The sequence below is a fragment of the Streptomyces viridifaciens genome (assembly GCF_001888885.2).
Lineage (GTDB): Bacteria > Actinomycetota > Actinomycetes > Streptomycetales > Streptomycetaceae > Kitasatospora > Kitasatospora aureofaciens.
Window position 1 is genome coordinate 2,636,166 of sequence record NZ_CP090841.1, and the last position, 23,922, is coordinate 2,660,087.

26 protein-coding genes are annotated in these 23,922 nt (G+C 71.5%); 6 read left to right on the top strand and 20 right to left on the bottom strand.

All coding sequences use genetic code 11. The features are described 5' to 3' along the window. The first annotated feature begins 23 nt into the window (after positions 1-23). On the top strand, positions 24-953 hold the full coding sequence (locus BOQ63_RS18740; RefSeq protein ID WP_030282004.1) for a coiled-coil domain-containing protein: 930 nt from the start codon (positions 24-26) through the stop codon (positions 951-953). Between the two features lie 105 nt (positions 954-1,058). Here the strand turns inward: BOQ63_RS18740 and BOQ63_RS18745 are convergent, their stop codons facing one another. Continuing rightward, positions 1,059-1,370, bottom strand: coding sequence for a hypothetical protein (locus tag BOQ63_RS18745; RefSeq protein WP_033350312.1), 312 nt, complete (start codon positions 1,368-1,370; stop codon positions 1,059-1,061). Beyond that, positions 1,367-2,164 carry an alpha/beta fold hydrolase gene (locus tag BOQ63_RS18750; RefSeq protein ID WP_030551370.1) on the bottom strand — a complete coding sequence of 266 codons (798 nt, stop codon included), beginning with the start codon at positions 2,162-2,164 and terminating at the stop codon, positions 1,367-1,369. Before BOQ63_RS18750 ends, BOQ63_RS18745 begins: the two co-directional genes overlap by 4 nt. 160 nt (positions 2,165-2,324) lie before the next feature. Here BOQ63_RS18750 and BOQ63_RS18755 point away from each other — a divergent pair, with 160 nt between their 5' ends. Both BOQ63_RS18755 and BOQ63_RS18760 read left to right on the top strand, forming a co-directional pair. Continuing rightward, positions 2,325-3,359, top strand: coding sequence for an ABC transporter ATP-binding protein (locus BOQ63_RS18755; RefSeq protein WP_030282016.1), 1,035 nt, complete (start codon positions 2,325-2,327; stop codon positions 3,357-3,359). A gap of 1 nt (position 3,360) precedes the next feature. Continuing rightward, positions 3,361-4,128, top strand: a complete 768-nt coding sequence (locus BOQ63_RS18760) for an ABC transporter permease (protein WP_030282018.1) — start codon at positions 3,361-3,363, stop codon at positions 4,126-4,128. Positions 4,129-4,149: 21 nt separating this feature from the next. Here BOQ63_RS18760 and BOQ63_RS18765 read toward each other — a convergent pair whose 3' ends face one another. Beyond that, on the bottom strand, positions 4,150-4,473 hold the full coding sequence (locus tag BOQ63_RS18765; RefSeq protein ID WP_046386830.1) for an Rv1322 family protein: 324 nt from the start codon (positions 4,471-4,473) through the stop codon (positions 4,150-4,152). 285 nt (positions 4,474-4,758) lie between these two features. Here BOQ63_RS18765 and BOQ63_RS18770 point away from each other — a divergent pair, with 285 nt between their 5' ends. Continuing rightward, positions 4,759-6,069 carry an LLM class flavin-dependent oxidoreductase gene (locus BOQ63_RS18770; RefSeq protein ID WP_079183668.1) on the top strand — a complete coding sequence of 437 codons (1,311 nt, stop codon included), beginning with the start codon at positions 4,759-4,761 and terminating at the stop codon, positions 6,067-6,069. An 89-nt stretch (positions 6,070-6,158) separates the two neighbouring features. Here BOQ63_RS18770 and BOQ63_RS18775 read toward each other — a convergent pair whose 3' ends face one another. Further along, positions 6,159-6,551: an SCO5389 family protein gene (locus tag BOQ63_RS18775; RefSeq protein ID WP_030282024.1), complete on the bottom strand. Its 393-nt coding sequence runs from the start codon at positions 6,549-6,551 to the stop codon at positions 6,159-6,161. Positions 6,552-7,039: 488 nt separating this feature from the next. On the opposite strand from BOQ63_RS18775, the gene nucS reads away from it, so the two are divergent. After that, positions 7,040-7,699, top strand: a complete 660-nt coding sequence (gene nucS, locus BOQ63_RS18780) for an endonuclease NucS (RefSeq protein WP_030282026.1) — start codon at positions 7,040-7,042, stop codon at positions 7,697-7,699. A 4-nt stretch (positions 7,700-7,703) separates the two neighbouring features. Here nucS and BOQ63_RS18785 read toward each other — a convergent pair whose 3' ends face one another. From BOQ63_RS18785 to BOQ63_RS18805, 5 genes are all read right to left on the bottom strand, one after another. Then, on the bottom strand, positions 7,704-9,992 hold the full coding sequence (locus BOQ63_RS18785) for an ATP-binding protein (RefSeq protein WP_150475986.1): 2,289 nt from the start codon (positions 9,990-9,992) through the stop codon (positions 7,704-7,706). A 260-nt stretch (positions 9,993-10,252) separates the two neighbouring features. After that, positions 10,253-10,570, bottom strand: a complete 318-nt coding sequence (locus BOQ63_RS18790) for an STAS domain-containing protein (protein WP_030282030.1) — start codon at positions 10,568-10,570, stop codon at positions 10,253-10,255. A gap of 398 nt (positions 10,571-10,968) precedes the next feature. Further along, entirely contained in the window at positions 10,969-11,838 is an 870-nt protein-coding gene (locus tag BOQ63_RS18795) for a 3-hydroxyacyl-CoA dehydrogenase family protein (RefSeq protein ID WP_030282032.1), read from the bottom strand. 178 nt (positions 11,839-12,016) lie between these two features. Next, a complete protein-coding gene (locus tag BOQ63_RS18800; RefSeq protein WP_030282034.1) occupies positions 12,017-12,667 on the bottom strand; it encodes a response regulator in 651 nt (216 codons plus the stop codon). Then, positions 12,664-13,866, bottom strand: a complete 1,203-nt coding sequence (locus BOQ63_RS18805) for a sensor histidine kinase (RefSeq protein WP_030282037.1) — start codon at positions 13,864-13,866, stop codon at positions 12,664-12,666. Before BOQ63_RS18805 ends, BOQ63_RS18800 begins: the two co-directional genes overlap by 4 nt. Before the next feature lie 156 nt (positions 13,867-14,022). Here BOQ63_RS18805 and BOQ63_RS18810 point away from each other — a divergent pair, with 156 nt between their 5' ends. Further along, positions 14,023-14,628 (top strand): hypothetical protein, encoded by a 606-nt coding sequence (locus tag BOQ63_RS18810; RefSeq protein ID WP_050366572.1) that lies wholly within the window; start codon positions 14,023-14,025, stop codon positions 14,626-14,628. Here BOQ63_RS18810 and BOQ63_RS18815 read toward each other — a convergent pair. The 11 genes from BOQ63_RS18815 to BOQ63_RS18865 all read right to left on the bottom strand — a co-directional run bounded on the left by BOQ63_RS18815 (position 14,625) and on the right by BOQ63_RS18865 (position 23,857). Further along, the gene (locus tag BOQ63_RS18815; RefSeq protein WP_030282042.1) at positions 14,625-15,197 is read right to left on the bottom strand and encodes a cob(I)yrinic acid a,c-diamide adenosyltransferase; all 573 of its coding nucleotides are present in this window, start codon (positions 15,195-15,197) and stop codon (positions 14,625-14,627) included. The two genes, BOQ63_RS18810 and BOQ63_RS18815, sit on opposite strands and share 4 nt — an antisense overlap. A gap of 38 nt (positions 15,198-15,235) precedes the next feature. Beyond that, positions 15,236-15,736 carry a DUF2550 domain-containing protein gene (locus BOQ63_RS18820; RefSeq protein ID WP_030057523.1) on the bottom strand — a complete coding sequence of 167 codons (501 nt, stop codon included), beginning with the start codon at positions 15,734-15,736 and terminating at the stop codon, positions 15,236-15,238. A gap of 148 nt (positions 15,737-15,884) precedes the next feature. Then, positions 15,885-16,268, bottom strand: a complete 384-nt coding sequence (locus BOQ63_RS18825; protein WP_030282045.1) for a F0F1 ATP synthase subunit epsilon — start codon at positions 16,266-16,268, stop codon at positions 15,885-15,887. Positions 16,269-16,452: 184 nt separating this feature from the next. Continuing rightward, a complete protein-coding gene (atpD, locus tag BOQ63_RS18830) occupies positions 16,453-17,898 on the bottom strand; it encodes a F0F1 ATP synthase subunit beta (RefSeq protein WP_030282048.1) in 1,446 nt (481 codons plus the stop codon). Positions 17,899-17,900: 2 nt separating this feature from the next. After that, on the bottom strand, positions 17,901-18,815 hold the full coding sequence (locus tag BOQ63_RS18835; RefSeq protein WP_030282051.1) for a F0F1 ATP synthase subunit gamma: 915 nt from the start codon (positions 18,813-18,815) through the stop codon (positions 17,901-17,903). Positions 18,816-18,847: 32 nt separating this feature from the next. Beyond that, on the bottom strand, positions 18,848-20,422 hold the full coding sequence (atpA, locus tag BOQ63_RS18840; protein ID WP_030282052.1) for a F0F1 ATP synthase subunit alpha: 1,575 nt from the start codon (positions 20,420-20,422) through the stop codon (positions 18,848-18,850). A 155-nt stretch (positions 20,423-20,577) separates the two neighbouring features. Further along, on the bottom strand, positions 20,578-21,393 hold the full coding sequence (locus tag BOQ63_RS18845) for a F0F1 ATP synthase subunit delta (protein WP_030282055.1): 816 nt from the start codon (positions 21,391-21,393) through the stop codon (positions 20,578-20,580). Continuing rightward, positions 21,390-21,947, bottom strand: coding sequence for a F0F1 ATP synthase subunit B (locus BOQ63_RS18850; protein WP_030282057.1), 558 nt, complete (start codon positions 21,945-21,947; stop codon positions 21,390-21,392). Before BOQ63_RS18850 ends, BOQ63_RS18845 begins: the two co-directional genes overlap by 4 nt. A gap of 34 nt (positions 21,948-21,981) precedes the next feature. Then, complete coding sequence (atpE, locus tag BOQ63_RS18855) at positions 21,982-22,218, bottom strand: ATP synthase F0 subunit C (protein ID WP_030282059.1); 237 nt, start codon at positions 22,216-22,218, stop codon at positions 21,982-21,984. Between the two features lie 94 nt (positions 22,219-22,312). After that, positions 22,313-23,128: a F0F1 ATP synthase subunit A gene (gene atpB / locus BOQ63_RS18860; protein WP_030282062.1), complete on the bottom strand. Its 816-nt coding sequence runs from the start codon at positions 23,126-23,128 to the stop codon at positions 22,313-22,315. A gap of 285 nt (positions 23,129-23,413) precedes the next feature. Continuing rightward, entirely contained in the window at positions 23,414-23,857 is a 444-nt protein-coding gene (locus BOQ63_RS18865; protein WP_030282065.1) for a Cg1360 family ATP-synthase-associated protein, read from the bottom strand. Positions 23,858-23,922 lie beyond the last annotated feature (65 nt).

Sequence of the window (23,922 nt, forward strand, 5' to 3'; positions counted from 1 at the left end):
GACGACAGGAAGCCCAGAGTCCCATGAGCGACAGTCACTCCCCTCACGGCTTCGACCTGGTGCGCCGTGGGTACGAGCGCGCCCAGGTCGACGAGCGGATCACCAAGCTGGTGGCCGACCGTGACAGTGCCTTGACCCGGATCAGCGCGCTGGAGAAGCGCATCGAGGAGCTCCACCTGGAGACGCAGACCGCCCAGGCGGCGGTCGCCGAGCAGGAGCCCTCGTACGCCGGTCTCGGTGCCCGGGTCGAGAAGATCCTGCGACTGGCCGAGGAGGAGGCCAAGGACCTGCGCGACGAGGCGCACCGCGCCGCCGAGCAGCACCGCGAGCTGGCCGAGGCCGCCGCCCAGCAGGTCCGCACCGAGGCCGAGAACTACGCCAAGGACCGCAAGGCCAAGGCGGAGGACGAGGGTCTGCGGATCGTCGACAAGGCGAAGAGCGACTCCGCCCAGCTGCGCGCCGAGGCCAACAAGGACGCCCAGAACAAGCGTGAGGAGGCGGACGCCCTCTTCGAGGAGACCCGCACCAAGGCCGCCCAGGCCGCGCTGGAGTTCGAGACCAACCTGGCCAAGCGCCGGGAGCAGTCGGAGCGCGATCTGGCCGCCCGTCAGGCCAAGGCCGAGAAGCGCCTCGCCGAGATCGAGCACCGGGCCGAGCAGCTGCGCCTGGAGGCCGAGAAGCTGCGCACCGACGCCGAGCGCCGGGCCCGCCAGACCGTCGAGACGGCCCAGCGCCAGTCCGAGGACATCGTGGCGGACGCCAACGCCAAGGCGGACCGCATCCGCAGCGAGTCCGAGCGGGAGCTGGCGGCGCTGACCAACCGCCGCGACAGCATCAACGCCCAGCTGACCAACGTCCGCGAGATGCTGGCGACGCTGACCGGCGCGGCCGTGGCCGCCGCCTCGCTGCCGAACGACGACACCATGGGCGTGCCCGCCCAGCAGTCGCGCTGACCCGGGCCGCCGGCGCGGTCCTTGCGACAGGCCCTCACCCTCCCGGGTGAGGGCCTGTCGGCTGTCTCCCCGTCACCATCTCGGGGCCCTTTTCCGGCACGAGCCTCAGCGGGGGTAGGCGCCGTCGGGCCGCTGGTGCCCGCTGCTGAGCTGGTTGCCCTCGTCGTCCGAGACGGTGCCGAACCAGGAGGTGCACCAGACCGACACGGAGTCGGGCCAGTACTGCACCTCGAACGGGTGTCCGGACCCGTGGTCGCCGTACGAGGTGACGATGAAGGTCTCCCCGGGGCGCAGCCAGTAGTCCTCGCCGAGCGGCTCCAGGGTCAGCTCCACCAGCCCCTCGCCGCGGTTCGTCACCGGCATCCGGCCGGTCACCTCCAGGGCCGAGAAGTCCCAGCCGGCCGCGTCCGGGCTCATCCGGCGGCCACCCGGGCGAGCAGCCGGCGGACGGCGGCGTCGAACGCCCCCGGGGACTCCAGGGCGCTGAGGTGGCCCACGCCGGGGACGACGGTCAGCTCGGCGTCCGGACCGGCCTGGACCATCCGTTCGGCCTCCTCCAGTGGCGCCAGGGCGTCCAGGGCGCCCGCGACCACCGCGAGCGGCACCCGGAGCCCGGCCAGTACGTCCAGCGAGTCCGGACGGGCCGCCATGGCCCGCTGGGCCCACGCGACGGCGGCGGGCGGGGCGGCGGCCACCATCGCCTGCACCCGCTCCACCAGGTGCTGGGAGTCGGGCCCGAGCTGTCCGGCGGCCACCCGTTCGTCCAGCAGCAGCTGGACGCTGTCCCGGGCGGTGACGGCGGCGGCGATCCGCTCCCGGTTGGCCCGGGCGGCGTCGGTGTCGGCGGTGGCCCGGGTGTTGGACAGCAGCAGCCCGGCCAGCCGGTCCGGGTGGCGGCGGGCGAAGGCGAGTGCCACGTAGCCGCCCATCGAGAGCCCGCCGACCACCGCGCGGTCGATCCCGGCCGCGTCCAGGAGCAGCGCCAGGTCGTCGGCGACCAGGTCCAGCGAGGGCTCGTCCGCACCCAGCTCGGTGCCCCCGAAACCCCGCTGGTCGGGGGCGAGCACCCGGGCCTCGTCCCCGGTCGGCCCGGGCAGCGCGTCCAGCTGGGCGGACCACATCGAGGCGTTCAACGGAAAGGCGTGCAGGAGCACGAGGGGTGTTCCGCTACCGCTCTCGCGGACGGACACTGTGGAGGGGAGCCGACTCATGCGCTCACCTCGCTTCGCTCGGCAGGGGCATGACCCAACGCGCACCTCTCGATGATTCGCTCGCTCATGCGCCCACCGTATTCGGGCGGGCCCGGCAGGCCCACTCAGCGGGCCGCCCTATCTGCTTTGTCCTAGCCTGACAGCGAGTAAGGGAGCGCCAATGATCGAGTTGCACGACCTGACAAAACGTTATGGCAAGACGCTCGCGGTGGACCGGCTCAGCTTCACCGTTCCCCCGGGGGTGGTCACCGGCTTCCTCGGCCCCAACGGCGCGGGGAAGTCCACCACCATGCGCATGATCCTCGACCTGGACCGACCGACCGGTGGCAGGGTCACCATCGACGGCAGACGCTACGGGCAGCTCAGCGAACCGCTCAAGAAGATCGGCGCCCTCCTGGAGGCCAAGGCCGTCCACCCCGGCCGCACCGCCCGCGACCACCTGCTCTGGCTCGCCCAGAGCAACCGGATCCCCGAGCGCCGGGTGGACGAGGTGCTGGGCCTGGTCGGCCTCACCCCGGTCGCCCGCAAGCGGGCCCGTGGCTTCTCGCTCGGCATGGGGCAGCGCCTGGGCATCGCCTCGGCGCTGCTCGGCGACCCGGAGATCGTCATGTTCGACGAGCCGGTCAACGGTCTGGACCCGGAGGGCATCCTCTGGATCCGCAACCTGATGAAGCGCCTCGCCGGCGAGGGCCGGACGGTCTTCGTCTCCTCCCACCTGATGAGCGAGATGGCCGTCACCGCCGACCACCTGGTGGTCATCGGCAAGGGCCGGCTGCTCGCCGACCTGCCGATGTCGGAGTTCATCCGGCGCAACTCCCGCTCCGCCGTACGGCTGCGCAGCCCCCAGCCCGAGCGCCTGCTGGACGTCCTGGCCGGGGCCGGCCTGCGGCACGAGCCGGGACCGGACGGCTCCTGCGAGGTGGTCGACGGCGACCTCGCGGCCCTCGGCGAGCTGGCCGCCTCGCACGGCGTGGTACTGCACGAACTCAGCCCGCAGCAGGCCTCGTTGGAGGAGGCGTTCATGCAGATGACGGCGGACTCGGTGGAGTACCACGCGGGCGACGGCCCGGGCCGGGGCGCGCCCGGTACGAGCGGTGCGCCCGGCGCGCCAGGTGCGCCGGGCGGCGGCTGGGGCGCGGGCTGGAAGGCGGACGGCAACCGGCCGCCCGCGGCGGTGCGGCAGGAGGAGAACTGAGATGGCGTCCTTCCCGGCGATCCTGCGCTCCGAGTGGACGAAGATCCGCAGCGTCCGCTCCACGGTCTGGACCCTCGCGCTGGCCTTCGTGGTCACCGTGGGCATCGGCGCGCTGCTGTCCCTGCTCACCAACAACAACTTCACCGAGTTCCGGCGCCACGACCAGAGCCCGTTCGACGCCACCGGCACGGCCTTCTCCGGCATCATGCTCGGCGAACTGGCCATCATCGTCTTCGGCGTGCTGGCGATCGGCAACGAGTACAGCAGCGGCATGATCCGGGCCACCCTGGCCGCCGTCCCCCAGCGCGGCACCCTGCTCGCCGGCAAGACGGTGGTGCTCGGCGCGCTGGCCCTCGCGGTCTCGCTGGTGACCGCCTTCGTCACCTTCTTCGTCGGCCAGGCGCTGCTGGGCTCGCACTCCACCAGCCTGAGCGAGCCGAACGTGCTGCGCGCGGTGCTCGGTGCCGCGCTCTACCTGACGATGATCTGCCTGTTCTCGGCCGGTGTCACCGCCATGCTGCACAACCAGACGCTCGCGCTGGGCGTGCTGGTGCCGTTCTTCTTCCTGCTCTCGCCGATCCTCTCGGCGGTGCCGAAGGTCAAGACCCTGGCCCACTACTTCCCCGACTACGCCGGTTCGCGAATGCTGCTGGTGTACGAGCAGAACGGCCAGCCGTACGGGCCGTGGGCGGGCTTCACCATCTGCCTGGCGTGGACCGTGGCTGCCCTGGTCGGCGGTGCGCTGGTGCTCAAGAGCCGCGACGCCTGAGGGAGTTCGGGCCGTAGCGCGTCAGTACCGCGGAGCGCCGCGGCCTCGCAGGACGTTGGAGGCCCGGCGCTCCCGCGCTCCCCAGCACGCCCGGTGCCAGTGCCGCCGGTCGTCCACCCCGCCGCCGTGCATCGGCCAGGCCACCACGTGGCCCATGCCGGGCGGGATCTCCTGGTCGCAGCCCGGGCAGCGGTAGAACCGCCCCGAGGTGCCCGCGACCGTCTGCACCACCCAGTCGTCGCCCTGGTAGTTCTCGGTACGGCGCAACGATCCGCCGAGCGGGGCGGCGGCCGGCTCTGCGCTCTCGCGGCTGGCGGCGCTCTTGATCCGGTTGCGGCGGGGCACGGCGGACTGCCTCTCTTCCGGGGGCTCGAAGTCTTTCCAGCCTAGGGCCTGGCCGGATCGGGCCGCGGCGGCCCCGGGCAGGGGCCCGAGGGGCGGGCCCCGCCCGGTGGTCCGTCTCCCGGGCCTCTATCACGGCTTCGGCCGACCGTCCGGTGTTTTTGCCGAGATCCACCCGATCATCGGGGAAATTCGGGGTTCAGCGTGCCATTGGCACATGACATCGGATACCCACGAGGGGACAGGCGGGGCCCGCAGACCCTGCGTGCACCCGAGGAGGCCCCCAGGATGACCAAGACCAGCCCGCGCGCCGAGACCCGCCGACCCGTCGGCGTACGGCCGCCAGCCCCCGGCCCGACGCTGACCTCCGCCCCGCCGCTGACCGCCGTCGCGGGCGAGCCGCTGACCGCCGCCCAGCGCGCCGGCGCACTGCCGCCGGACACCGCCCCGGTCCGGGTCGGCGCGTTCCTGCTGTCCGCCCAGTTCCCCGGGCAGAGCCACGGCGAGGCGCTGGAGCGCACCGTCCGGGCCTCCGTCGAGGCCGAACGCGCGGGCCTGGACAGCGTCTGGCTGGCCGAGCACCACTTCGTCCCGTACGGGGTCTGCCCGAACGCCGCGACCCTCGCCGCACTGCTGCTCGGCCGCACCCGCCGGATCGGCATCGGCACGGCCGTCAGCGTGCTCTCCACCAGCCACCCGGTGGCGCTCGGCGAGCAGGCCGCGCTGCTGCACCTCACCTCCGGCGGGCGCTTCACGCTCGGGGTGGGCCGCGGCGGGCCGTGGATCGACCTGGACGTGTTCGGCAGCGGTGTGGACGCCTTCGAGAAGGGCTTCCCGGAGCGGCTGGACCTGCTGATGCGCTGGCTGCGCGGCTCCCGGGTGGGCGCGGACGGCCCCCAGTTCAACTTCCCCGAGGTGCCGGTGGTGCCGCAGGCCACCGAATCGCTGCGCCGTCCGGACCTGGGCAGCTGGCTCGGCCTGGACGACCCGTCCGGCCCGGTGCGCTTCCCCCGCCAGCGCCAGGACACCGAGGGGCTGGGCGAGGAACTCACCACCGCCGGACGGCCGGTGGCCGGCCCGCCGGTCGTGGTCGCCTGCACCTCCCCGGGCGGGGTGAAGCTGGCCGCCGAGCGCGGCCTGCCGATGCTGCTCGGCATGCACTCCGGCGACGACGACAAGCTGCGGATGCTGGAGCTCTACCGCACCGCCTGGCTGGCCGCCGGGCGCGGCGAGGAGCAACTGCGCCGGGTGACCCGCCAGCACGTCGCGGCCGGAGTGGCCCAGGTGGACGACCGCACCGCGGCCGCCAGGGCCACCCTGCTGAACGCGATGCCGGGCTGGTTCGAGTACGGGCTGGGCGCCCACCGCACCGTGGACGGCCGTGAGCGCAAGATGCGCGACCCGCACCAGTACACCGAACTCCTCTGCGACCTGCACGCGGTGGGCACGCCGAAGCAGTGCGCCGACCGGCTGCTGGCCACCGCCGAGCGCACCGGAATCCGGCGGTTCGCGCTGCTCGCGGAGGGCAGCGGCGACCGCGAGGCGACCCTGCACAACATCGCCCGGCTGGGCTCCGAGGTGCTGCCGCAGCTGGGTTGACGCCGCGGGCCGGGTCGAGCGGGGCGTGCCGCTCCCGGGCCGCCGCCCCTCCCCCGCACCGGGGGACGGGGCGGGCGGCACCGGACGGGTCAGCAGTCCCGCAGCTCCTCGGACTGGTTGAGCAGCTGCTCCCGGACGGAGGTGAAGCGGTCGTACCGCGCCGCATTGGCCTCCGACGGCAGGAACACCGCCACCCGGTGACAGTTCTGGAACGCCAGCCGGACGCCGAAGTGGCGCTGCAGGGCGCCCCGAATGGCATCGCTGGCCAGAGCGCGCAGCAGCTGGCCGCGGGCCTGCTCGCTGGGCGGCGGTACCTGGTTGTCGGCGAAGTCGGTGCCGTCGACCTTCGCCTGGGCGACCAGCGAGCTGATCAGGTCCCAGGCGTAGGGCAGCGAGACGCGGACGCAGTCGACGAATTCCCGCTCGTCGACCTCGCCCCGCTCGGCCTTCTCCAGCAGGGCCGGTGAGACGTCGAGCGACATGGATTCTCCTCTCGCGGTCCACCCGCGCGGCGCCCGGGTGGTCATGCGTAGTCCAAGCTCACAGTGAGGGTGGGCGAATCGCAGGCGGTGTCCGGAACACCGTGGGACGTGGAACGGGGGTTTCCGGCACCTTTGCGAAGGCAGGCGGCGCCACGGGACGTGACGTCCTGAACACCGACCGCGTCAGAACAGCGTGGCAGTCAACGGCGAAGCAGGCTGGTCATTCCTTGGGATTGCTCCGGAAATACGCAGTGGTGCACCAGATTGGCCTGATCCAGTCAGATCGTTCATCTGACGTCTCCATCCCCGTTGACAGCGACCCCGCATCCGTACCGTCACACAACGTAGCGGCCTTGGGGGGCGTACGCCAGAGCGCGGGGAGCGGCGGCGGGCCCGCCGAACCTCCATGGTTGGCTGCGTTCGCGCTTTCTTCACCCGGTCGTCTCGGAATCGCATCAACTGGCCCCGGTGGGCTAGCGTGGTCGACCGTGCGTCTCGTAATTGCCCGCTGCTCAGTCGACTATGCCGGTCGGCTCTCCGCCCATCTGCCCTCCGCCACCAGGCTCATCCTGGTCAAGGCCGACGGCAGCGTCAGCATCCACGCCGACGACCGCGCCTACAAGCCGCTCAACTGGATGTCCCCGCCGTGCGCCCTCAAGGAGGCCGACGGGGTCTGGACGGTGGAGAACAAGGCCGGCGAGAAGCTCATCATCACGCTGGAGGAGGTGCTTCACGACTCCTCCCACGAACTCGGGGTGGATCCCGGCCTGATCAAGGACGGCGTCGAGGCACACCTCCAGGAGCTGCTCGCGGACCGGATGGAGGTGCTCGGTGCCGGCTGGTCGCTGATCCGCCGCGAGTACCCGACCGCCATCGGCCCGGTCGACATCCTCTGCCGCGACGCCGACGGCGCCACGGTCGCCGTCGAGATCAAGCGCCGCGGCGAGATCGACGGCGTGGAACAGCTCACCCGCTACCTCGAACTCCTCAACCGGGACCCGCTGTTGGCCCCGGTCAAGGGCATCTTCGCCGCGCAGGAGATCAAGCCCCAGGCCCGCGTCCTGGCCATCGACCGGGGCATCGGCTGCGTGGTGCTGGACTACGACGAGCTGCGCGGCATCGACGACGACAAGCTCAAGCTGTTCTGACCGGTCAGCGCGGCGAGCTCGTCGACGGGCTCGCCGTGCCGCTCGGAGTGGCCGACGTGGTCTGCGCCTGGGTCGGTGTCGGCGTGGGCGCGCTCGTGGACGGGGTCGCCGAGGGCGAGGTGCTGGTCCCGCCGCCGGGATGAGCGCTGCCCCCGCCCGCCGTGCCGCCCGGCGGCTGCTCCGGCTGCTGAACCGGCGGCTGGGTCGGCTGCGGGGCCTGCGACCCGGTGGCGCCCGGCGAGGAGCTCGGTCGCTTCGACGGCGAGGCGCTCGGCGAGTGCGACGCGCTGCCGCTCGCCGAGGGCTCCGGAGCGGTCTCCGTCCCCGCCGGGCTGCCCGGCTCGGCGCCGGCCGTCCCGGCCGCGCCGCCCGGGCTGTGGTCGGCGGACGGCTGCGGCATCGGCGCGTTGCCGGTGTCGCCGACCTGGTCCAGCCGCCCGTGCGGGTCGTTCCCCCGGTGCTCGTCGGGCCCGGTGAGGCTCATCGCCACCGCCGTCCCGAGCACCCCGAAGGTGAGCACGGCCGCCGAGGCCACCACCACCCGCCGCCGCTTCCCGGTGCGGGCCTTCAGTTTGGCCGGCACCCGGGCCGCGATCTTGCGGATCACCGGCCCGCGCCCCGGCGCCGCCGCGGCGGGCGCGGCGGCCGCCAGCTCTCGGCCGTCGGCGCGCAGCAGGTCGAGCATCCGCAGCGCGGCGGCGACCCCGCGCTGCTCCCCGGCGGCGGACCGCAGGGTGAGGGCGGTCTCCAGTTCGGCGAGCGCCCGGGAGGGCTGCTGGAGGCAGAACGCGTGCACGCCCGCCTCGTGGTGGAACCAGGCCTGGTCGACCGTCGAGCCCGTCCGCCGGGCCGCTTCCAGCCCGAGCTCCAGCACCCTCTCCCAGGCTCCCCAGCGCAGCGACAGCGCCAGGGCCGGCGCTGCCGCCCGGGCCAGCCGGACCACCGCCTCGTGCCGCCCGGCGGTCCGGTCGGCGAGCAGCACCCCGATCAGCACCTCGGCCTCGGCGGCGATCTGCGCCAGGGACACCGAGCTGTGCCCGACCCACCAGGCGAAGTGCTGGGCGGCGCCGTCGACGCAGCCGCGGGCCGGCCAGTGCGGGGCGAGCAGTTCGAGCGCGCCGGCGGTGAGCCGGTGGTGCCCCCCGATGGACACCGCGAGCCCGGCGTCGGCGAGTTCGGCCAGTGCGCTCTCGCCCTGGCCGACGTCGATCAGCGCGGGCAGGTGCGGCGCGGTGGGGCACTCCCCGCCGAGTGCGACGGCCAGCCGCAGCACGGCCTGCGCGGGCTCGCTGAGCCCCTCGGCGAGCCGGACGGCGGGCGAGGCCGTCTCGGCGACGGAGGGCAGCGGCACGGTGCGCCGCAGCGCGTCCTCCCGGATCGCCGGGTCGGGGTCGGGGGCGGGCTCGTCGACCGCGCCGAAGACGTCCCGCCGGTCCTCCTCGGCGGCGACCAGCGCGTCCACCGAGACGTCCCGCTGGCGCAGCAGCGCGGCGGCCTGGACGAAGCGCAGCGGCAGGCCCTCGGACTCGAACCAGAGGTCAACCGCCCAGGCCTTCTCGGCGACGTCCAGGGGCCGCCCGGCCAGCCGGCCGGTGAGGGTGAGGCAGGCGGCCCGGGAGAGTCCGGCGACGAGGTGGTCCCGCAGCCGGGAGTCGGCTGGCAGGGGCGGGCTGTCGGGGGCGACCGAGATCAGGAAGGCGCAGCCCGGGGCAGCGGCGAGCAGTCCCTCCAGCTCGGCGCCGGTCGGCTCGGCCTCGTCGATCACGACGACCGCGCCGACCCCGGCGAGGTGGGCGGCCAGCTGGCCCGGGTCGGGCCGGAAGCCGGGGGCGTGGTGGGTGGCCGCGAAGAGGTCCTGGAGCAGGTCGGCGGCGGTGCGGCGGTGTCCGCAGAGCTGGACGACGCCGCCGGGGGCGAGGTCGGCGGCGGCCTCGGCCACGGCGGACAGCAGGGTGCTGCGGCCCGAGCCGGCCTGGCCGACCAGGCGTATCGAGCGTCCCTCGGCGAGCAGGCCGAGCAGTTCGGCGATGTCGGCCTCGCGGTCGAGCAGCGGCAGGTCGGTGGGCCCGGCACCGAGGGCGAGCGGGCCGACGGCGCGGCCGACGCCCCCGACCGGGCCGCGGGCGGGCTCACTGCGTTCGATCCGGCGCGGGCGGGGCCGCCACTCCTCCGGGCAGGGCCGGGCCTCGGAGCCGTCCGGGGCGCCGACGCCGACCAGCAGGCCGCCGGAGACCAGTTCGCCGCCGCGGGTGCGGGCGGCCTCCTGCCGGAACTCCCCGGATGGCTGTGCCACGTTCTGCTCCGCATCGTGGTCGGCCGCCGGCGCCCCGCGCCGGCCGGCACACGTCTCGGTCGCGGCCGCGGGCGGGCTGCGGGCAGCCGGCCCCGGGCGGCCGTCATCTGACGGGCAGACTCTTGCACATCCGGGGCCGCCCGTGCAGCGCGGTCCGGGTGCGGGGCGGGTCGGGGCGGGATCGCCCCAGGCGGGGGGCCTGAAGGGCGCCCGGGCCGGGCGCCCGCGGACATGCCCCCGGACAGGCCCCGGCCGACGTGCTAGCTGACGTGCGCCTCGGCGATCCCGCCGTCGACCGCCAGGATGCGGTGCAGTTTGGTGGCCACCAGCAGCCGCTGGAGCTGCGCGGGGACGGAGCGCAGCACGAGCCGGCGGCCGATCCGGCCGGCCCGCCGGTGGGTGCCCATGATCACGCCGAGTCCGGTGGCGTCCCAGAACTCCAGTCGGGCCAGGTCGAGCACGAGGTCGCCGAGACCGCCGTCCACTGCCTGGTGCAGCAGAACCCGCGCGTCGGCGGCGGTGCGCACGTCGAGGCGGCCTTCGATGGCCAGCGCCGTGTGGTCGCCGGTGATGCGCATGCTCTCCTCCTTCGCCTGGGTGGCCTGGTCTGCGTGGGTCCGGCCCCGGCCGTACCGGGCCGGGCCGGGAGGCTGGGTGGCTCCCGGATTGGGTGGATCGGGGTGCGTGGCCCGGGCGGGAGGCCTGTGACGGCTCGGCTCGCGCCTGGTCCCGGTCACTCTGCCGGGTTCCCTCATCTGACGGTGGAGCAGTGCCGCAGGTTGCTGGCTTTCGCCCTGGTCTGAAGCAACTTCACTCGTCCGAGGGAATATACGCAGGAACTCTCCACACTTACGCTCGATTACCGCCCAAATCACCCGTCTGCGGCACCCGGCGTGAGGAAACTCACCCGCCCCGGCGGAGCGGGCCGTACGACGCTCCGATCGCACGGCCCACCTGGTCGTTCAGCCCCGTAGGGTCACTTGCCCTCGTACGGGTAGAAGCCGCGTCCGCTCTTGCGGCCGAGGTCACCGGCGGTGACCATGCGGGCCATGATCTCCGGGGCGGCGAACTTCTCGTCCTTGGTCTCGGTGTAGATGTTGTGGGCGGCGTGCAGCAGGATGTCCACCCCGGTGAGGTCGGCGGTCTGCAGCGGGCCCATCGCGTGGCCGAAGCCGAGGCGGCAGGCGGTGTCGATGTCCTCGGCGGTGGCCACGCCCGACTCGTACAGCTTGGCGGCCTCGACGACCAGGGCGGTGATCAGGCGGGTGGTGATGAAGCCGGCCACGTCGCGGTTGACCACCACAACCTCCTTGCCGACGCCCTCGGCGTAGGCGCGGGCCGCGGCCAGCGTCCCGTCGCTGGTCTTGTAGCCGCGGACCAGCTCGACCAGCTTCATCATCGGGACCGGCGAGAAGAAGTGGACGCCGACGACCGACTCGGGGCGCTGGGTGACGGCGGCGATCCGGGTGATCGGGATGGCGGAGGTGTTGGAGGCCAGCACGGCGCCGTCCTTGGCGAGCTTGTCCAGCTCGCGGAAGACGCCCTCCTTGACCTCCAGGTTCTCGAACACGGCCTCGACCACGATGTCGGCCTCGGCGACGGCGCCCAGGTCGGTGGTGGTGGTGATCCGGCCGAGCGCGGCCTCGGCGTCCTCGGCGCTCAGCCGGCCCTTGGAGACGAACTTCTCGTACGAGGCGCGGATGCCCGCGAGGCCGCGCTGCAGCGCCTCCTCGGTCACGTCCCGCAGCACCACCGGGTGGCCGGCCTGCGCGGACACCTGGGCGATGCCGGCGCCCATCAGGCCGGCACCGATCACGGCGATCTGCTTGCTGGACGCATTGCTCATGGCTGGGTCTCCCGATGCCGTCGCCGCCCTGCGGGCGGGCCCTGAAGGCGGCTCAGGGCAGGGATCGCCGCCAAGGAGCCGCATTGCTCTGCGCCGGACTTTAGTGCCCGGATCCCCCGTGCAATAGCAATCGGGAGTGTGATCTGCAACCGACGTGGTCAGTTGATCAGGACGCTCGTCAGATGGTCAGACCGAGGTCCTGGGCCAGGATCGCCGCCTGCACCCGGTTGCGCAGCCGCAGCTTCGCCAGGATCCGGCTGACGTGGGTCTTGGTGGTCGCCTCCGCCATCTCCAGCCGGGCCGCGATCTCCCCGTTGGACAGCCCGGCCCCGACACAGGCCAGCACCTCCCGTTCGCGCCCGGTCAGCCCCGCGACCGCCGCCCGGGCCTCCGGGCCGACGGGCCGCTCCGGGCGGGCGAAGGCGCCGATCAGCCGCCTGGTCACCGAGGGCGCCAGCATGCCGTCCCCGCGCGCCACCGTCCGGATGCCCTCGACCAGGGTGTCCGCCTCCAGATCCTTGAGCAGGAACCCGGCCGCGCCGGCCCGCAGTGCGCCGTAGACGTACTCGTCCAGGTCGAAGGTGGTCAGCACGAGCACCTGGGCGGCCCCTGCGGCGACCACCTGCCGGGTCGCCGAAACGCCGTCCAGCCGGGGCATCTGCACGTCCATCAGCACCACGTCGGGCCGCAGCTCCAGCGCCAGCCGGACGGCCTCCTCCCCGTCCGCGGCCTGCCCGACCACCTCGAACCCCGGCTCGGCGCGCAGGATCATCACCAGCGCCGCCCGCACCGCCGCCTGGTCCTCCGCCACCAGCACCCGGATCGTCATGCCCGTCCCTCGCTCTCCCCGCCGCGCGGCAGCACCGCGCGCACGCTCCAGTACCCGTCCCGCGGCCCCGCCTCGAAGCTGCCGCCGAGCAGCCCGGCCCGCTCCGACATGCCCACCAGCCCGGCCCGGGCGCCGGGCAGTTCGCGGCCGGGCTCGCCCCGGTACGGGCTGTCGACGCCGATCAGCAGCTCCTCGCGGCCGAACTCCAGCCGCACCGCGACCAGTCCGGGCCCCGCGTGCTTGAGCGCGTTGGTCAGCGACTCCTGCACGATCCGGTACGCGGCCAGCCCGACCGGCACCGGTACGGCGCCGCGCTCGCCCAGCTCGGTCAGCCGGAACTCCAGCCCGACGTCCTGCCCGGCCGCCCGGGCCTTGGCCAACAGGGCGTCCACCGCGGCCAGGTCGGGCGCCGCGTAGGACTCGTCGGCCTCTCCCCCGCCGCTGTCGCGGAGCAGTCCGATCATGCGACGCATTTCGGCCAATCCCTGGACGCTGTTCTCCCGGATCACCGCCAGCACCTCGACCAGTGGATCGTCCGCCGCCAACCGCCGTCGCCGGGCGACCGACTGCGCCCCGGTGGCGTGGATCGCGATGGCCGACAGGTGATTGGCCACCACGTCGTGCAACTCCCGCGCCATCCGGGCCCGTTCGGCACCGACCGCCTCGCGCCGGTCCATCTCCGAGAGCAGCGCGGTCTGTTCGGCCCGCAGCCGCTCGGTCTCCGCCTCCTGCCGGTGCCTGCGCACCAGGTCTCCGGTCCACACCGGCGCCAGGAACACCAGTGAGCTGAGCACCACGATCAGCAGCCCCTCGGACGTCCCGGCCGCGTACCAGACCAGGCTGGAGAGCACCAGGACGGTCGCCCCACCGGTCAGGTGCAGCACCCGCGACATCCGGCGGCTGCCGTAGAGCACCGCCGCGTACAGCAGATCGGTGTACATGATCGTCGTCGCCAGCAGACCACCGGCGAACACGCTCCCGGCGAAGGCCAGCCCGCCCAGCGACACCGCTAGCACCGGCCGGGTACGCCGGACCAGCTCCAGCCCCGCCGTCACCACCAGCGGCAGCGCCACCGCCCACCAGGGCACCCGATCGGCCCGGTCGTACACCCGGAAGGCGATCAGCACCGCCCCACCGAGCAGCCCGCACAGGGCGATCAGCCGGTCCAGTCGGCGCGGGGGGAGGGACGGTACGAGCACGACCCCATCTCACCATCCCCGGCGGCCCGCCCGGCTCCGGACCACGGAGGAGCCCGCTACATCGAAAGGTGCAGGCCCGGACGGCACCGCACGACGACGACACCAGCACGCCCGCGCACGAGGCTGGGAGCACCGCCGAACGACCGGGAGCAGAACGTGATCGTCACCCTCATCGCCGCGGCCGAGATCTCCTGGTGGATCGTGCTCGGCCTCGCGCTCTCCACCCGCTACCTGCTGCGGTGGCGCCGCACCAGCACCGTGCTGCTGCTCGGCCTACCGGCGGTGGACCTCGTGCTGTACACGCTGACCGTGCTGAACCTGCGCGGTGGCGCCGAGGCGAACTGGATGCACGCCCTGGCGGCGAGCTACGCGGGCTTCTCGGTCGGCTACGGCCCCTCGCTGGTCGCCTGGGCCGACCGGCACTTCCTGTACCGCTTCGCCGGCGGCCCCAAGCCGCTGCCCGCACCGAAGTACGGCCCGGAGCGGACCCGCCACGAGTGGCGGGTCGCCGCCCGCACCGTCGTCTCGGCCGTGATCACCCTGGCCCTGATCACCCTGCTCGTCCCGCTCTCGAACGGTGCCGCCCACGTCGGCACCTTCACGGAGTGGTACATCAGGCTCACCATCGTGGCCGTCGTCAACCTGATCGTGGCCGGCTGTTACTCGCTCTGGCCCAAGGAACCGCCGGCCGGCGTGCGGGTCGAGCACGGCCGGGTGGCCGAGTCCGGGGAACCTGCCGAGAAGGCCCAGGACAGGGCCTAGCGGTTCTCCCCCGGCACCCAGAGCACGTCGCCGCGCTCCTTGTTGGCCACCCGGGCCAGGATGAACAGCAGGTCGGACAGCCGGTTGAGGTACTTCGCGGTCAGCGGGTTCACGGTGTCCCCGTGCTCGGCGATCGCCGCCCAGGTGGAGCGCTCGGCCCTGCGCACCACCGTGCACGCCAGGTGCAGGTGGGCCGCCCCGGGCGTGCCGCCGGGCAGGATGAAGCTGCGCAGCTTCTCGACCTGCTCCAGGTAGTGGTCGCAGTCCCCCTCCAGCCGGTCGACGTAGGACTGCAGCACCCGCAGCGGCGGGTACTTCGGGTCCTCGACCACGGGCGTGGACAGGTCGGCGCCGACGTCGAACAGGTCGTTCTGGACCCGTACGAGCACGGCCGCCACGTCCTCGGGCAGCGCGCCGACCGCGAGGGCCACCCCGATCGCCGCGTTCGCCTCGTTGGCGTCGGCGTACGCGATCAGCCGCGGGTCGGTCTTGGTGGTCCGGCTCATGTCGCCGAGCGCGGTGGTGCCGTCGTCCCCGGTACGGGTGTAGATGCGCGTCAGATTGACCATGCGGCCCACCCTAGCCCGCGAGGATGCTCCTGTGGATGTCAGGCGACGTTGACCCGCTGTCCGGGCGGAGCGGCCTCCAGCCAGGCCAGGAAGCCGGTGAGCGCGTCCTCGCTCATCGCCAGCTCCAGCGGCGCCCCGTTGTGCAGGCAGCGCAGCACCACCGAGCCGGAGAGCAGCGCCAGCTCCTCCTGGCCCTCCGGGTAGCGCCGGCCGAGCACCTCGATCTCACGGCGGGGCAGCACCTTGCGCGGGCGCGGCGCGTACGAGAAGACCCGGAACCACTCGATCGAGTCGCCGCTGTAGCGGCCGATACCAAAAACCCACCCCTTGCCGTCGGTCGGGGGGACCGGGGCTGAGGTGGGTTTGCCGTTCTCGTCGAGGTCGGGCTGCGTCGAGGCGTCGGCGGGCATTTTGAGCCGGTAGCTGCAGTCGAACGTGCCGCCGACCCTCTGGATCAGGCGGCGGCGCACCGCGAAGGCCATCAGGCCGATCACTCCCAGCGCCACGACCGCCGCACACACCACAAGCGCGAGGACCATGCTCACCTACCTCCTCGCTACCCGCGTTCCCCGTTGCGGTCGTCCCGGACGACCGCGCTGACCTACCAACTACGACGACAGTCCCGGGGTCACGCTCACGCGTCCCCGGGACCGTCGGTCGACCCCGCCAAGCCGGGGTCCGGCACACTCAGGCGTGGGCCTTGAGGCCGCGCGCCGCGAACAGTCGGACCTCGGCGCGACGCTCGGCGTGCGCGTCCAGGTCGGACTTGGCCTGCTCCAGTGCGCGCTCGGCACGCGCGACGTCGATCTCGTCCGCCAGCTCGGCGATCTCCGCGAGCAGAGACAGCTTGTTGTCGGCGAAGGAGATGAAGCCGCCGTGCACCGCGGCGATGACGGTGCCGCCGTCCACCGTGCGGATGGTGACCGGACCGGTCTCCAGCACGCTCAGCACCGGGGTGTGGCCCGGCATGATGCCGGTGTCACCGGAGGCCGTACGGGCGACGACGATGGTGGCCGCACCGGACCACACCTTGCGGTCGGCTGCGACCAGCTCGACGTGCAGCTCAGCCAACGTGGGCTCCTAGGCTCATGCAACCCCCGATTACTCGGGAGTTTCGGTAAGAATAACGGCCCCGCGCCTCCGGCATGAAACCGGCGGCACGGATTTGACCGGAATCACAGCCGATGCGACGTGAGGGGTGGTCCCCAGGCTCGGGGGCCACCCCTCACGGTCACTCAGCTGCTACCGGCCGCGATTACTTCTTCGCCAGCTCGGCGGCGTTCTTCTCCAGGTCCTCGATGCCACCGCACATGAAGAAGGCCTGCTCCGGGACGGAGTCGTACTTGCCGTCGGCGATCGAGTTGAAGGCCTCGATGGTCTCCGACAGCGGCACGGTCGAACCCTCGACACCGGTGAACTGCTTCGCCACGTAGGTGTTCTGCGAGAGGAAGCGCTCGATGCGACGGGCACGGTGGACCGTGATCTTGTCCTCTTCGGACAGCTCGTCCATACCGAGGATGGCGATGATGTCCTGGAGGTCCTTGTACTTCTGCAGGATCCCCTTGATACGGACGGCCGTGTCGTAGTGGTTCTGCGCGATGTACCGCGGGTCGAGGATGCGGGACGTGGAGTCCAGCGGGTCGACGGCCGGGTAGATGCCCTTCTCCGAGATCGGGCGCGACAGAACGGTGGTCGCGTCCAGGTGGGCGAAGGTGGTGGCCGGGGCCGGGTCGGTCAGGTCGTCCGCGGGGACGTAGATCGCCTGCATCGAGGTGATCGAGTGACCGCGGGTCGAGGTGATGCGCTCCTGGAGGAGGCCCATCTCGTCGGCCAGGTTCGGCTGGTAGCCCACCGCGGAGGGCATGCGGCCGAGCAGGGTCGACACCTCGGAACCGGCCTGGGTGAACCGGAAGATGTTGTCGATGAAGAGGAGCACGTCCTGCTTCTCGACGTCACGGAAGTACTCCGCCATGGTCAGCGCGGACAGCGCGACGCGCAGACGGGTGCCCGGCGGCTCGTCCATCTGGCCGAAGACCAGCGCGGTCTTGTCCAGAACGCCCGAGTCGACCATCTCGTCGATGAGGTCGTTGCCCTCACGGGTGCGCTCGCCGACGCCAGCGAACACCGACACACCACCGAAGTTCTCGGCGACGCGGTAGATCATCTCCTGGATCAGAACGGTCTTGCCGACACCGGCGCCACCGAACAGACCGATCTTGCCACCCTGGACGTACGGGGTGAGCAGGTCGATGACCTTGATGCCGGTCTCGAACATCTCGGTCTTGGACTCGAGGTCCTTGAAGTCGGGGGCCTTGCGGTGGATCGGCCACCGGACCTCGACCTGGGAGTCGAACTCCGCCTGGTCGACGTTCAGCACGTCACCGAGGGCGTTGAAGACCTTGCCCTTGGTGATCTGGCCGACCGGCACGGAGATCGCGGCACCGGTGTCGGTGACCTGCGAACCGCGGACCAGACCGTCGGTCGGCTGCATCGAGATGCCGCGGACCAGGCCGTCGCCGAGGTGCTGGGCGACCTCGAGGGTCAGGGTCTTCTTGCCCGAGCCGTCGGGGTTGTCCACCTCGACGTGCAGGGCGTTGTACATGTCCGGGATCGCGTCGACGGGGAACTCCACGTCGACGACCGGGCCGATGACCCGCGCGACGCGGCCCGTCGCCGTGGTCGGCTCAACAGTGGTGGTCATACTCATTCGCTCCCGCGGCTGGCGTCAGCGAGCGCGTTGGCCCCACCGACGATCTCGCTGATTTCCTGGGTGATCTCGGCCTGACGGGCCGAGTTGGCAAGCCGCGTGAGCGACTTGATGAGCTCGCCGGCGTTGTCCGTCGCGCTCTTCATCGCGCGGCGGCGGGCGGCGTGCTCGGAAGCGGCCGACTGCAGCAGCGCGTTGTAGATCCTGCTCTCGACGTACCGCGGCAGCAGCGCGTCGAGGACGCCCTCCGCCGACGGCTCGAAGTCGTACAGCGGGAAGATCTCCGACTTGGCCGGCGTCTGGTCGCTGAGCTGGACCTCGTCCAGCTTCAGCGGCAGCAGCCGCGCCTCCACCGCGTCCTGCGTCAGCATGGACACGAACTCGGTCGAGACCACGTGGAGTTCGTCCACGCCGCCGTCCTCGGCCGTGAAGGCCTCGATCAGCTCGGCCGCCACCGTCTTCGCGTCACCGTAGGTCGGCTTGTCCGAGAAGCCCGTCCACGAGTTCCCCACCGCCAGGTTGCGGAAGGTGTAGTACGACAGACCCTTCCGACCGACGATGTAGGTCACGACGTCCTTGCCCTCGCCGCGCAGGCGCTCGGTGAGCGTCAGCGAGGCCTTGATGGCGTTGGACGAGTAACCGCCGGCCAGGCCGCGGTCCGCCGTGATCAGCAGGACGGCCGCGCGCTCGGCGTTCGGGTTCTCGGTGGTGAGCGGGTGCTTGGCGTTGGACCGGGTGGCCACCGCCGTCACCGCCCGGGTGAGCTCGTCGGCGTACGGAGCGGAGGCCGCCACCGCGCGCTGCGCCTTACCGATGCGCGCCGCGGAGATCATCTCCATCGCCTTGGTGATCTTCTTCGTCGCGGTGACAGAGCGGATCCGGCGCTTGTAGACCCGAAGCTGTGCTCCCATGGGTCGTTACGTCCTTTCCCTCGCTACCGGACTCAGGCCTGCTCGGAGAGCAGCTTGCCGTCGGCGGTCTGGTAACCCTGCTTGAAGGCCGCGATCGCCTCGGTCAGGGCGTCGACGGTGCCGTCGGCCAGCAGACCGGTCTCGACGATGCCGGCCAGCAGGTCCTTGTGCTGCAGGCGCACGAAGTCCAGGAACTCGCGCTCGAAGCGGCGGATCTCGGCGACCGGGACGTCGTCCAGCTTGCCGGTGGTGCCGGCCCAGATGGAGACGACCTGCTCCTCGACCGGGAACGGCTGGTACTGACCCTGCTTCAGCAGCTCGACCATGCGCGCACCGCGCTCCAGCTGGGCCTTGGAGGCCGCGTCCAGGTCGGAACCGAAGCCGGCGAAGGCCTCCAGCTCACGGTACTGGGCGAGGTCCAGGCGCAGACGGCCGGCGACCGAGCGCATGGCCTTGATCTGGGCGGAGCCACCGACGCGGGAGACCGAGATACCGACGTTCACGGCCGGGCGGATGCCGGCGTTGAACAGGTCGGACTCCAGGAAGCACTGGCCGTCGGTGATGGAGATGACGTTGGTCGGGATGTACGCCGAGACGTCGTTGGCCTTGGTCTCGATGATCGGCAGACCGGTCATCGAGCCGCCGCCGAGGGCGTCGTTCAGCTTGGCGCAGCGCTCCAGCAGACGGGAGTGCAGGTAGAAGACGTCACCCGGGTAGGCCTCGCGGCCCGGCGGGCGGCGCAGCAGCAGGGAGACGGAGCGGTAGGCCTCGGCCTGCTTCGACAGGTCGTCGAAGATGATCAGGACGTGCTTGCCGTCGTACATCCACTCCTGGCCGATGGCCGAACCGGTGTACGGGGCGAGGTACTTGAAGCCGGCCGGGTCGGAGGCGGGAGCGGCCACGATGGTGGTGTACTCCAGCGCGCCGGCCTCCTCCAGGGCGCCGCGGACGGACGCGATGGTGGAGCCCTTCTGGCCCACGGCGACGTAGATGCAGCGGACCTGCTTCTCCGGGTCGCCCGAGCGCCAGTTGTCGCGCTGGTTGATGATCGTGTCGACGGCCACCGCGGTCTTGCCGGTCTGGCGGTCGCCGATGATCAGCTGGCGCTGGCCGCGGCCGATCGGGGTCATCGCGTCGATGGCCTTGATGCCGGTCTGCAGCGGCTGCTTGACCGACTTGCGGGCCATGACGCCGGGGGCCTGCAGCTCAAGGGCGCGGCGGCCGGTGGCGGCGATGTCGCCCAGGCCGTCGATCGGGTTGCCCAGCGGGTCCACGACGCGGCCGAGGTAGCCGTCGCCGACCGGAACCGAGAGGACCTCGCCCGTGCGGCGCACGGTCTGACCCTCTTCGATGCCGCCGAACTCACCGAGGACGACGACACCGATCTCGCGGGTGTCGAGGTTCAGCGCGAGGCCGAGCGTGCCGTCCTCGAACTTCAGCAGCTCGTTCGCCATGACCGAGGGCAGGCCCTCGACATGCGCGATGCCGTCCGCCGCGTCAGTGACCGTACCGACCTCTTCCACAGAAGCGGCGTCCGGCTGGTACGACTGGACAAAGTCGGCCAGCGCGTCCCGGATCTCCTCCGGACGGATCGTAAGCTCCGCCATCAGGCTTCCCTGCTCTCCTAGTTTGCGATCCTCGGCCCGCCATTGAGGGCCGCAAGTACTCGACTCTCGGCCGGGTCGTATGAACCGGCCGTACGTTTTGCCGACTCCTTGGGGAGCCGGTTTCCCGACCGAGGGTCGGATGTGCTGCTGGTTGCTCAGCCTTCGAGCGACTGGCGAGCGCCTTCGAGGCGGCTCGACACGGTGCCGTCGATGATCTCGTCGCCGATCTGCACCCGGACACCACCGACGACCTCGGGGTCGACGTCGATGTTCAGGTGGACCTGGCGGCCGTACATCCGGCCCAGAGCACCGGACAGGCGCTCCTTCTGGGCGTCCGACAGCGGCACCGCGCTGGTGACCAGGGCCACCATGCGGCCGCGGCGCGCGGCGGCGAGCTTCGAGTAGGACTCGAGGCCCTGCTCCAGGCTACGGCCACGCGGCGCGTTCACGAGGGCGGTGACCAGCCGGACGGTGCCGGCGTTGGTGCGGCCGCCGAGCAGCTTCTTGACCAGCTCGGACTTCGCGGCGGCGCCGGCCTTCGGCTCGGTCAGCGCGGCGCGCAGCTCGTGCGAACCGCTCACCACCCGGCCGAAGCGGAACAGCTCGTCCTCGACGTCGTCCAGGACGCCGGCCTTGTCCGCGGCGATGATCTCGGCGTACGCGGCGAGCTCCTCGGCCGCGTCCACCAGGTCGCGCGAGCCCGACCAGCGGGAGCGGACCAGGCCGGAGACCAGGTCCACGGTCTCGCCGGAGACCTGACCGGTCAGCAGCGAGGTGATCAGCTGGGCCTTGTCCTGGCCCGACCGGGACGGGTCGGTCAGGACTCGGCGCAGCGACACCTCACGGTCCAGTACGGCCGTGACGGCGGTGAGCTCCTCGGCGAGCTTGGCCGCGTCCACCGAGGTGGAATCGGTCAGGCTGTCCAGGTTCTGCCGACCGGCGGCAAGAGCCTCGCGGCTGGCGCCGATCACTTGGCCGCACCCTGAGCAACGGCCGCCTTGGCCTCCAGCTCGTCCAGGAAGCGGTCGATCACGCCGCTCTGGCGGGCGGAGTCCTCGAGGGACTCGCCCACGATGCGGGAAGCCAGCTGGGTGGCCAGCGAACCCACGTCCTGGCGCAGGGCGGCAGTCGCCTGCTTCTTGTCGGCTTCGATCTGCGCGTGACCGGCGGCGACGATGGCCTCGCGCTGACGCTGGCCCTCCTCGCGCATCTCGGCGAGCTGGGCGGCACCCTGCTCGCGAGCCTGCTCGACGATCCGGGCAGCCTCGTGGCGCGCCTCGGCAAGCTCGGCGCGGTACTGCTCAAGCAGGGCCTGGGCCTCGGCCTGAGCGGCCTCGGCGCGCTCCATGCCGCCTTCGATGGCGTCCCGGCGCTCCGACAGCACCTTCTCGATGCTGGGGAGGAGCTTCTTGCCGAGCAGACCGAAGACGATGAAGAAGCAGAGCAGGCCGATAACGATCTCGGGCGTGTTGGGGAGAAGAGGGTTCATCTTCTCCTCAGCCGCGAGCTGAGCCACGATGCTCATTTCTGGACCTTCCTCGAAAGGGTCTGCGGCAGGATTACTTGTTGCCGAAGACGAACGGCATGACGATGCCGATGAGGGCGAGCGCCTCGGTCAGCGCGAAGCCGATGAACATGTTGGAACGGATGAGACCGGCAGCCTCGGGCTGGCGGGCCATGGCCTGGACACCGTTACCGAAGATCAGACCGACGCCGATGCCGGGGCCGATGGCGGCGAGGCCGTAGCCGATGGAGGCGACGGAACCGTAGACAGTGCCCTCAGCGAGGATGCTCATTGACGTTGTCCTTTGCAGGGTGGTGAACCGGTGGTGATTGGCCACCGGGCGATCCGGGAGGTTGGTTCTTGGGCGGGGCCGAGGGCCCCGTGGCTCAGTGCGCCTCTTCCAGGGCACCGGCGATGTAGCTGCTGGCCAGCATCACGAAGATGTAGGCCTGCAGGAACTGGACCAGCAGCTCGAAGGCGGTCAGGGCGACGGCGACGACGAACGAGGCCGAGCCGTACAGCGCGCCCAGGGTCGGGCTGAGCAGGTACCAGGAGGCGATGGAGAACATCACGATCAGCAGGTGGCCGGCGAACATGTTCGCGAAGGCTCGGACCGCGAGCGTGAACGGGCGCACGAAGATGTTCGAGAAGAACTCGATCGGCACCAGGATGAACATGACCCAGCCGGGGATGCCCGAGGGCCAGCAGAGGTTCTTGAAACCGCCGACGAAGCCGTGCTTCTTGAAGGTCAGCGTCATGTAGGTGATCCACACGACGGCCGCGAGGCCGGCCGGGAACGCGATCGTCGCCGTCACGGGGTACTGCGCGAACGGGATGATCGACATGATGTTCATCAACCAGATGAAGAAGAACATCGAGACCAGCATCGGGACGTACTTCTCGCCCTTCTTGCCGATCGTCTCCAGCACGATGGAGCGCTTGACGAAGTCGTAGCCGATCTCACCGACCAGCTGCAGCTTGCCCGGGACCAGGCGCGGCTTCGCGAAGGCGGCCCAGAAGAACACGACGACCAGGAGCGCGACGACGATCGACAGCAGCATCGGCTTGTTGAAGTCGATGCCGCCGATCGAGAAGATCGGCTTGAACTGGAACTCGTTCAGGCCCGGGGCCGGGAAGCCGCAGCCAGCGTCCCCGAAGTGGCAACTGCCTGAGGCGAGCGAGGACGTGAGTTCAGCACTCACCGCGGACTCCTTCGTCGTGACGCATGGTTACGGCAACCTCGGTGTGTCGGCGTGGCCTGCGACCACGGAGCGGCACTGGAACTTGATGGGTTTCTCGCCGACCCCGCGCGACGGCTTGCTGCGCGACCGCGGGATCATCGAAGACTGCGCGGATCCGGGGGGCGATCCGTCCACTGTCCGGACAGACCTGGCCTCTTCCCGTACTCCGTTGTTGCGACGGACGATAGCAGCCCGTCAGTGCGGCATAAACACCGCCCCCCTCGTTGGGGGGACAGTCGGACCTCGTCACTGTTGACGACCCTTGTCGGAGGGCTTGTCGCCCTTGTTTTCCGAGGCGTCGGGGTCGACGTAGAACGTCTTGGCCTTGAGTGCGCCGCGCACCTGGAAGCCCGTCCAGATCAGGGCGCAGCCGAGCAGGGTGAAGGCGAAGGCCTGCCGGTTGAACAGCTCGGTGTTCTTGAAGACCGCCAGGACGATGCCCACCAGCAGGATCTGGGTGGTGTACACCAGCAGCGCCGCAGCCATCATGATCTGCGGGTTGGACCTGGTCAGCCGGTCGAGCGCGATCTGGCCGAAGCTGAAGAAGGCCATCACGAGCAGGGCGCCGAAGAGTGCGCCGAGCAGGCCCTTCCCGCCGGCGACGGCGAAGGAGATCGCCATGGCGATGATCCCGGCGACCGCAGTGGGAATCGCGGCGCCTCGGAGGATCCGGGCGTCGGTGGACGGCATGTCGGCAGCTCCGGCGGCATGTCGATGTGGCGGGGGACGGGCACAGATGAAGGCGGGGTGTCACC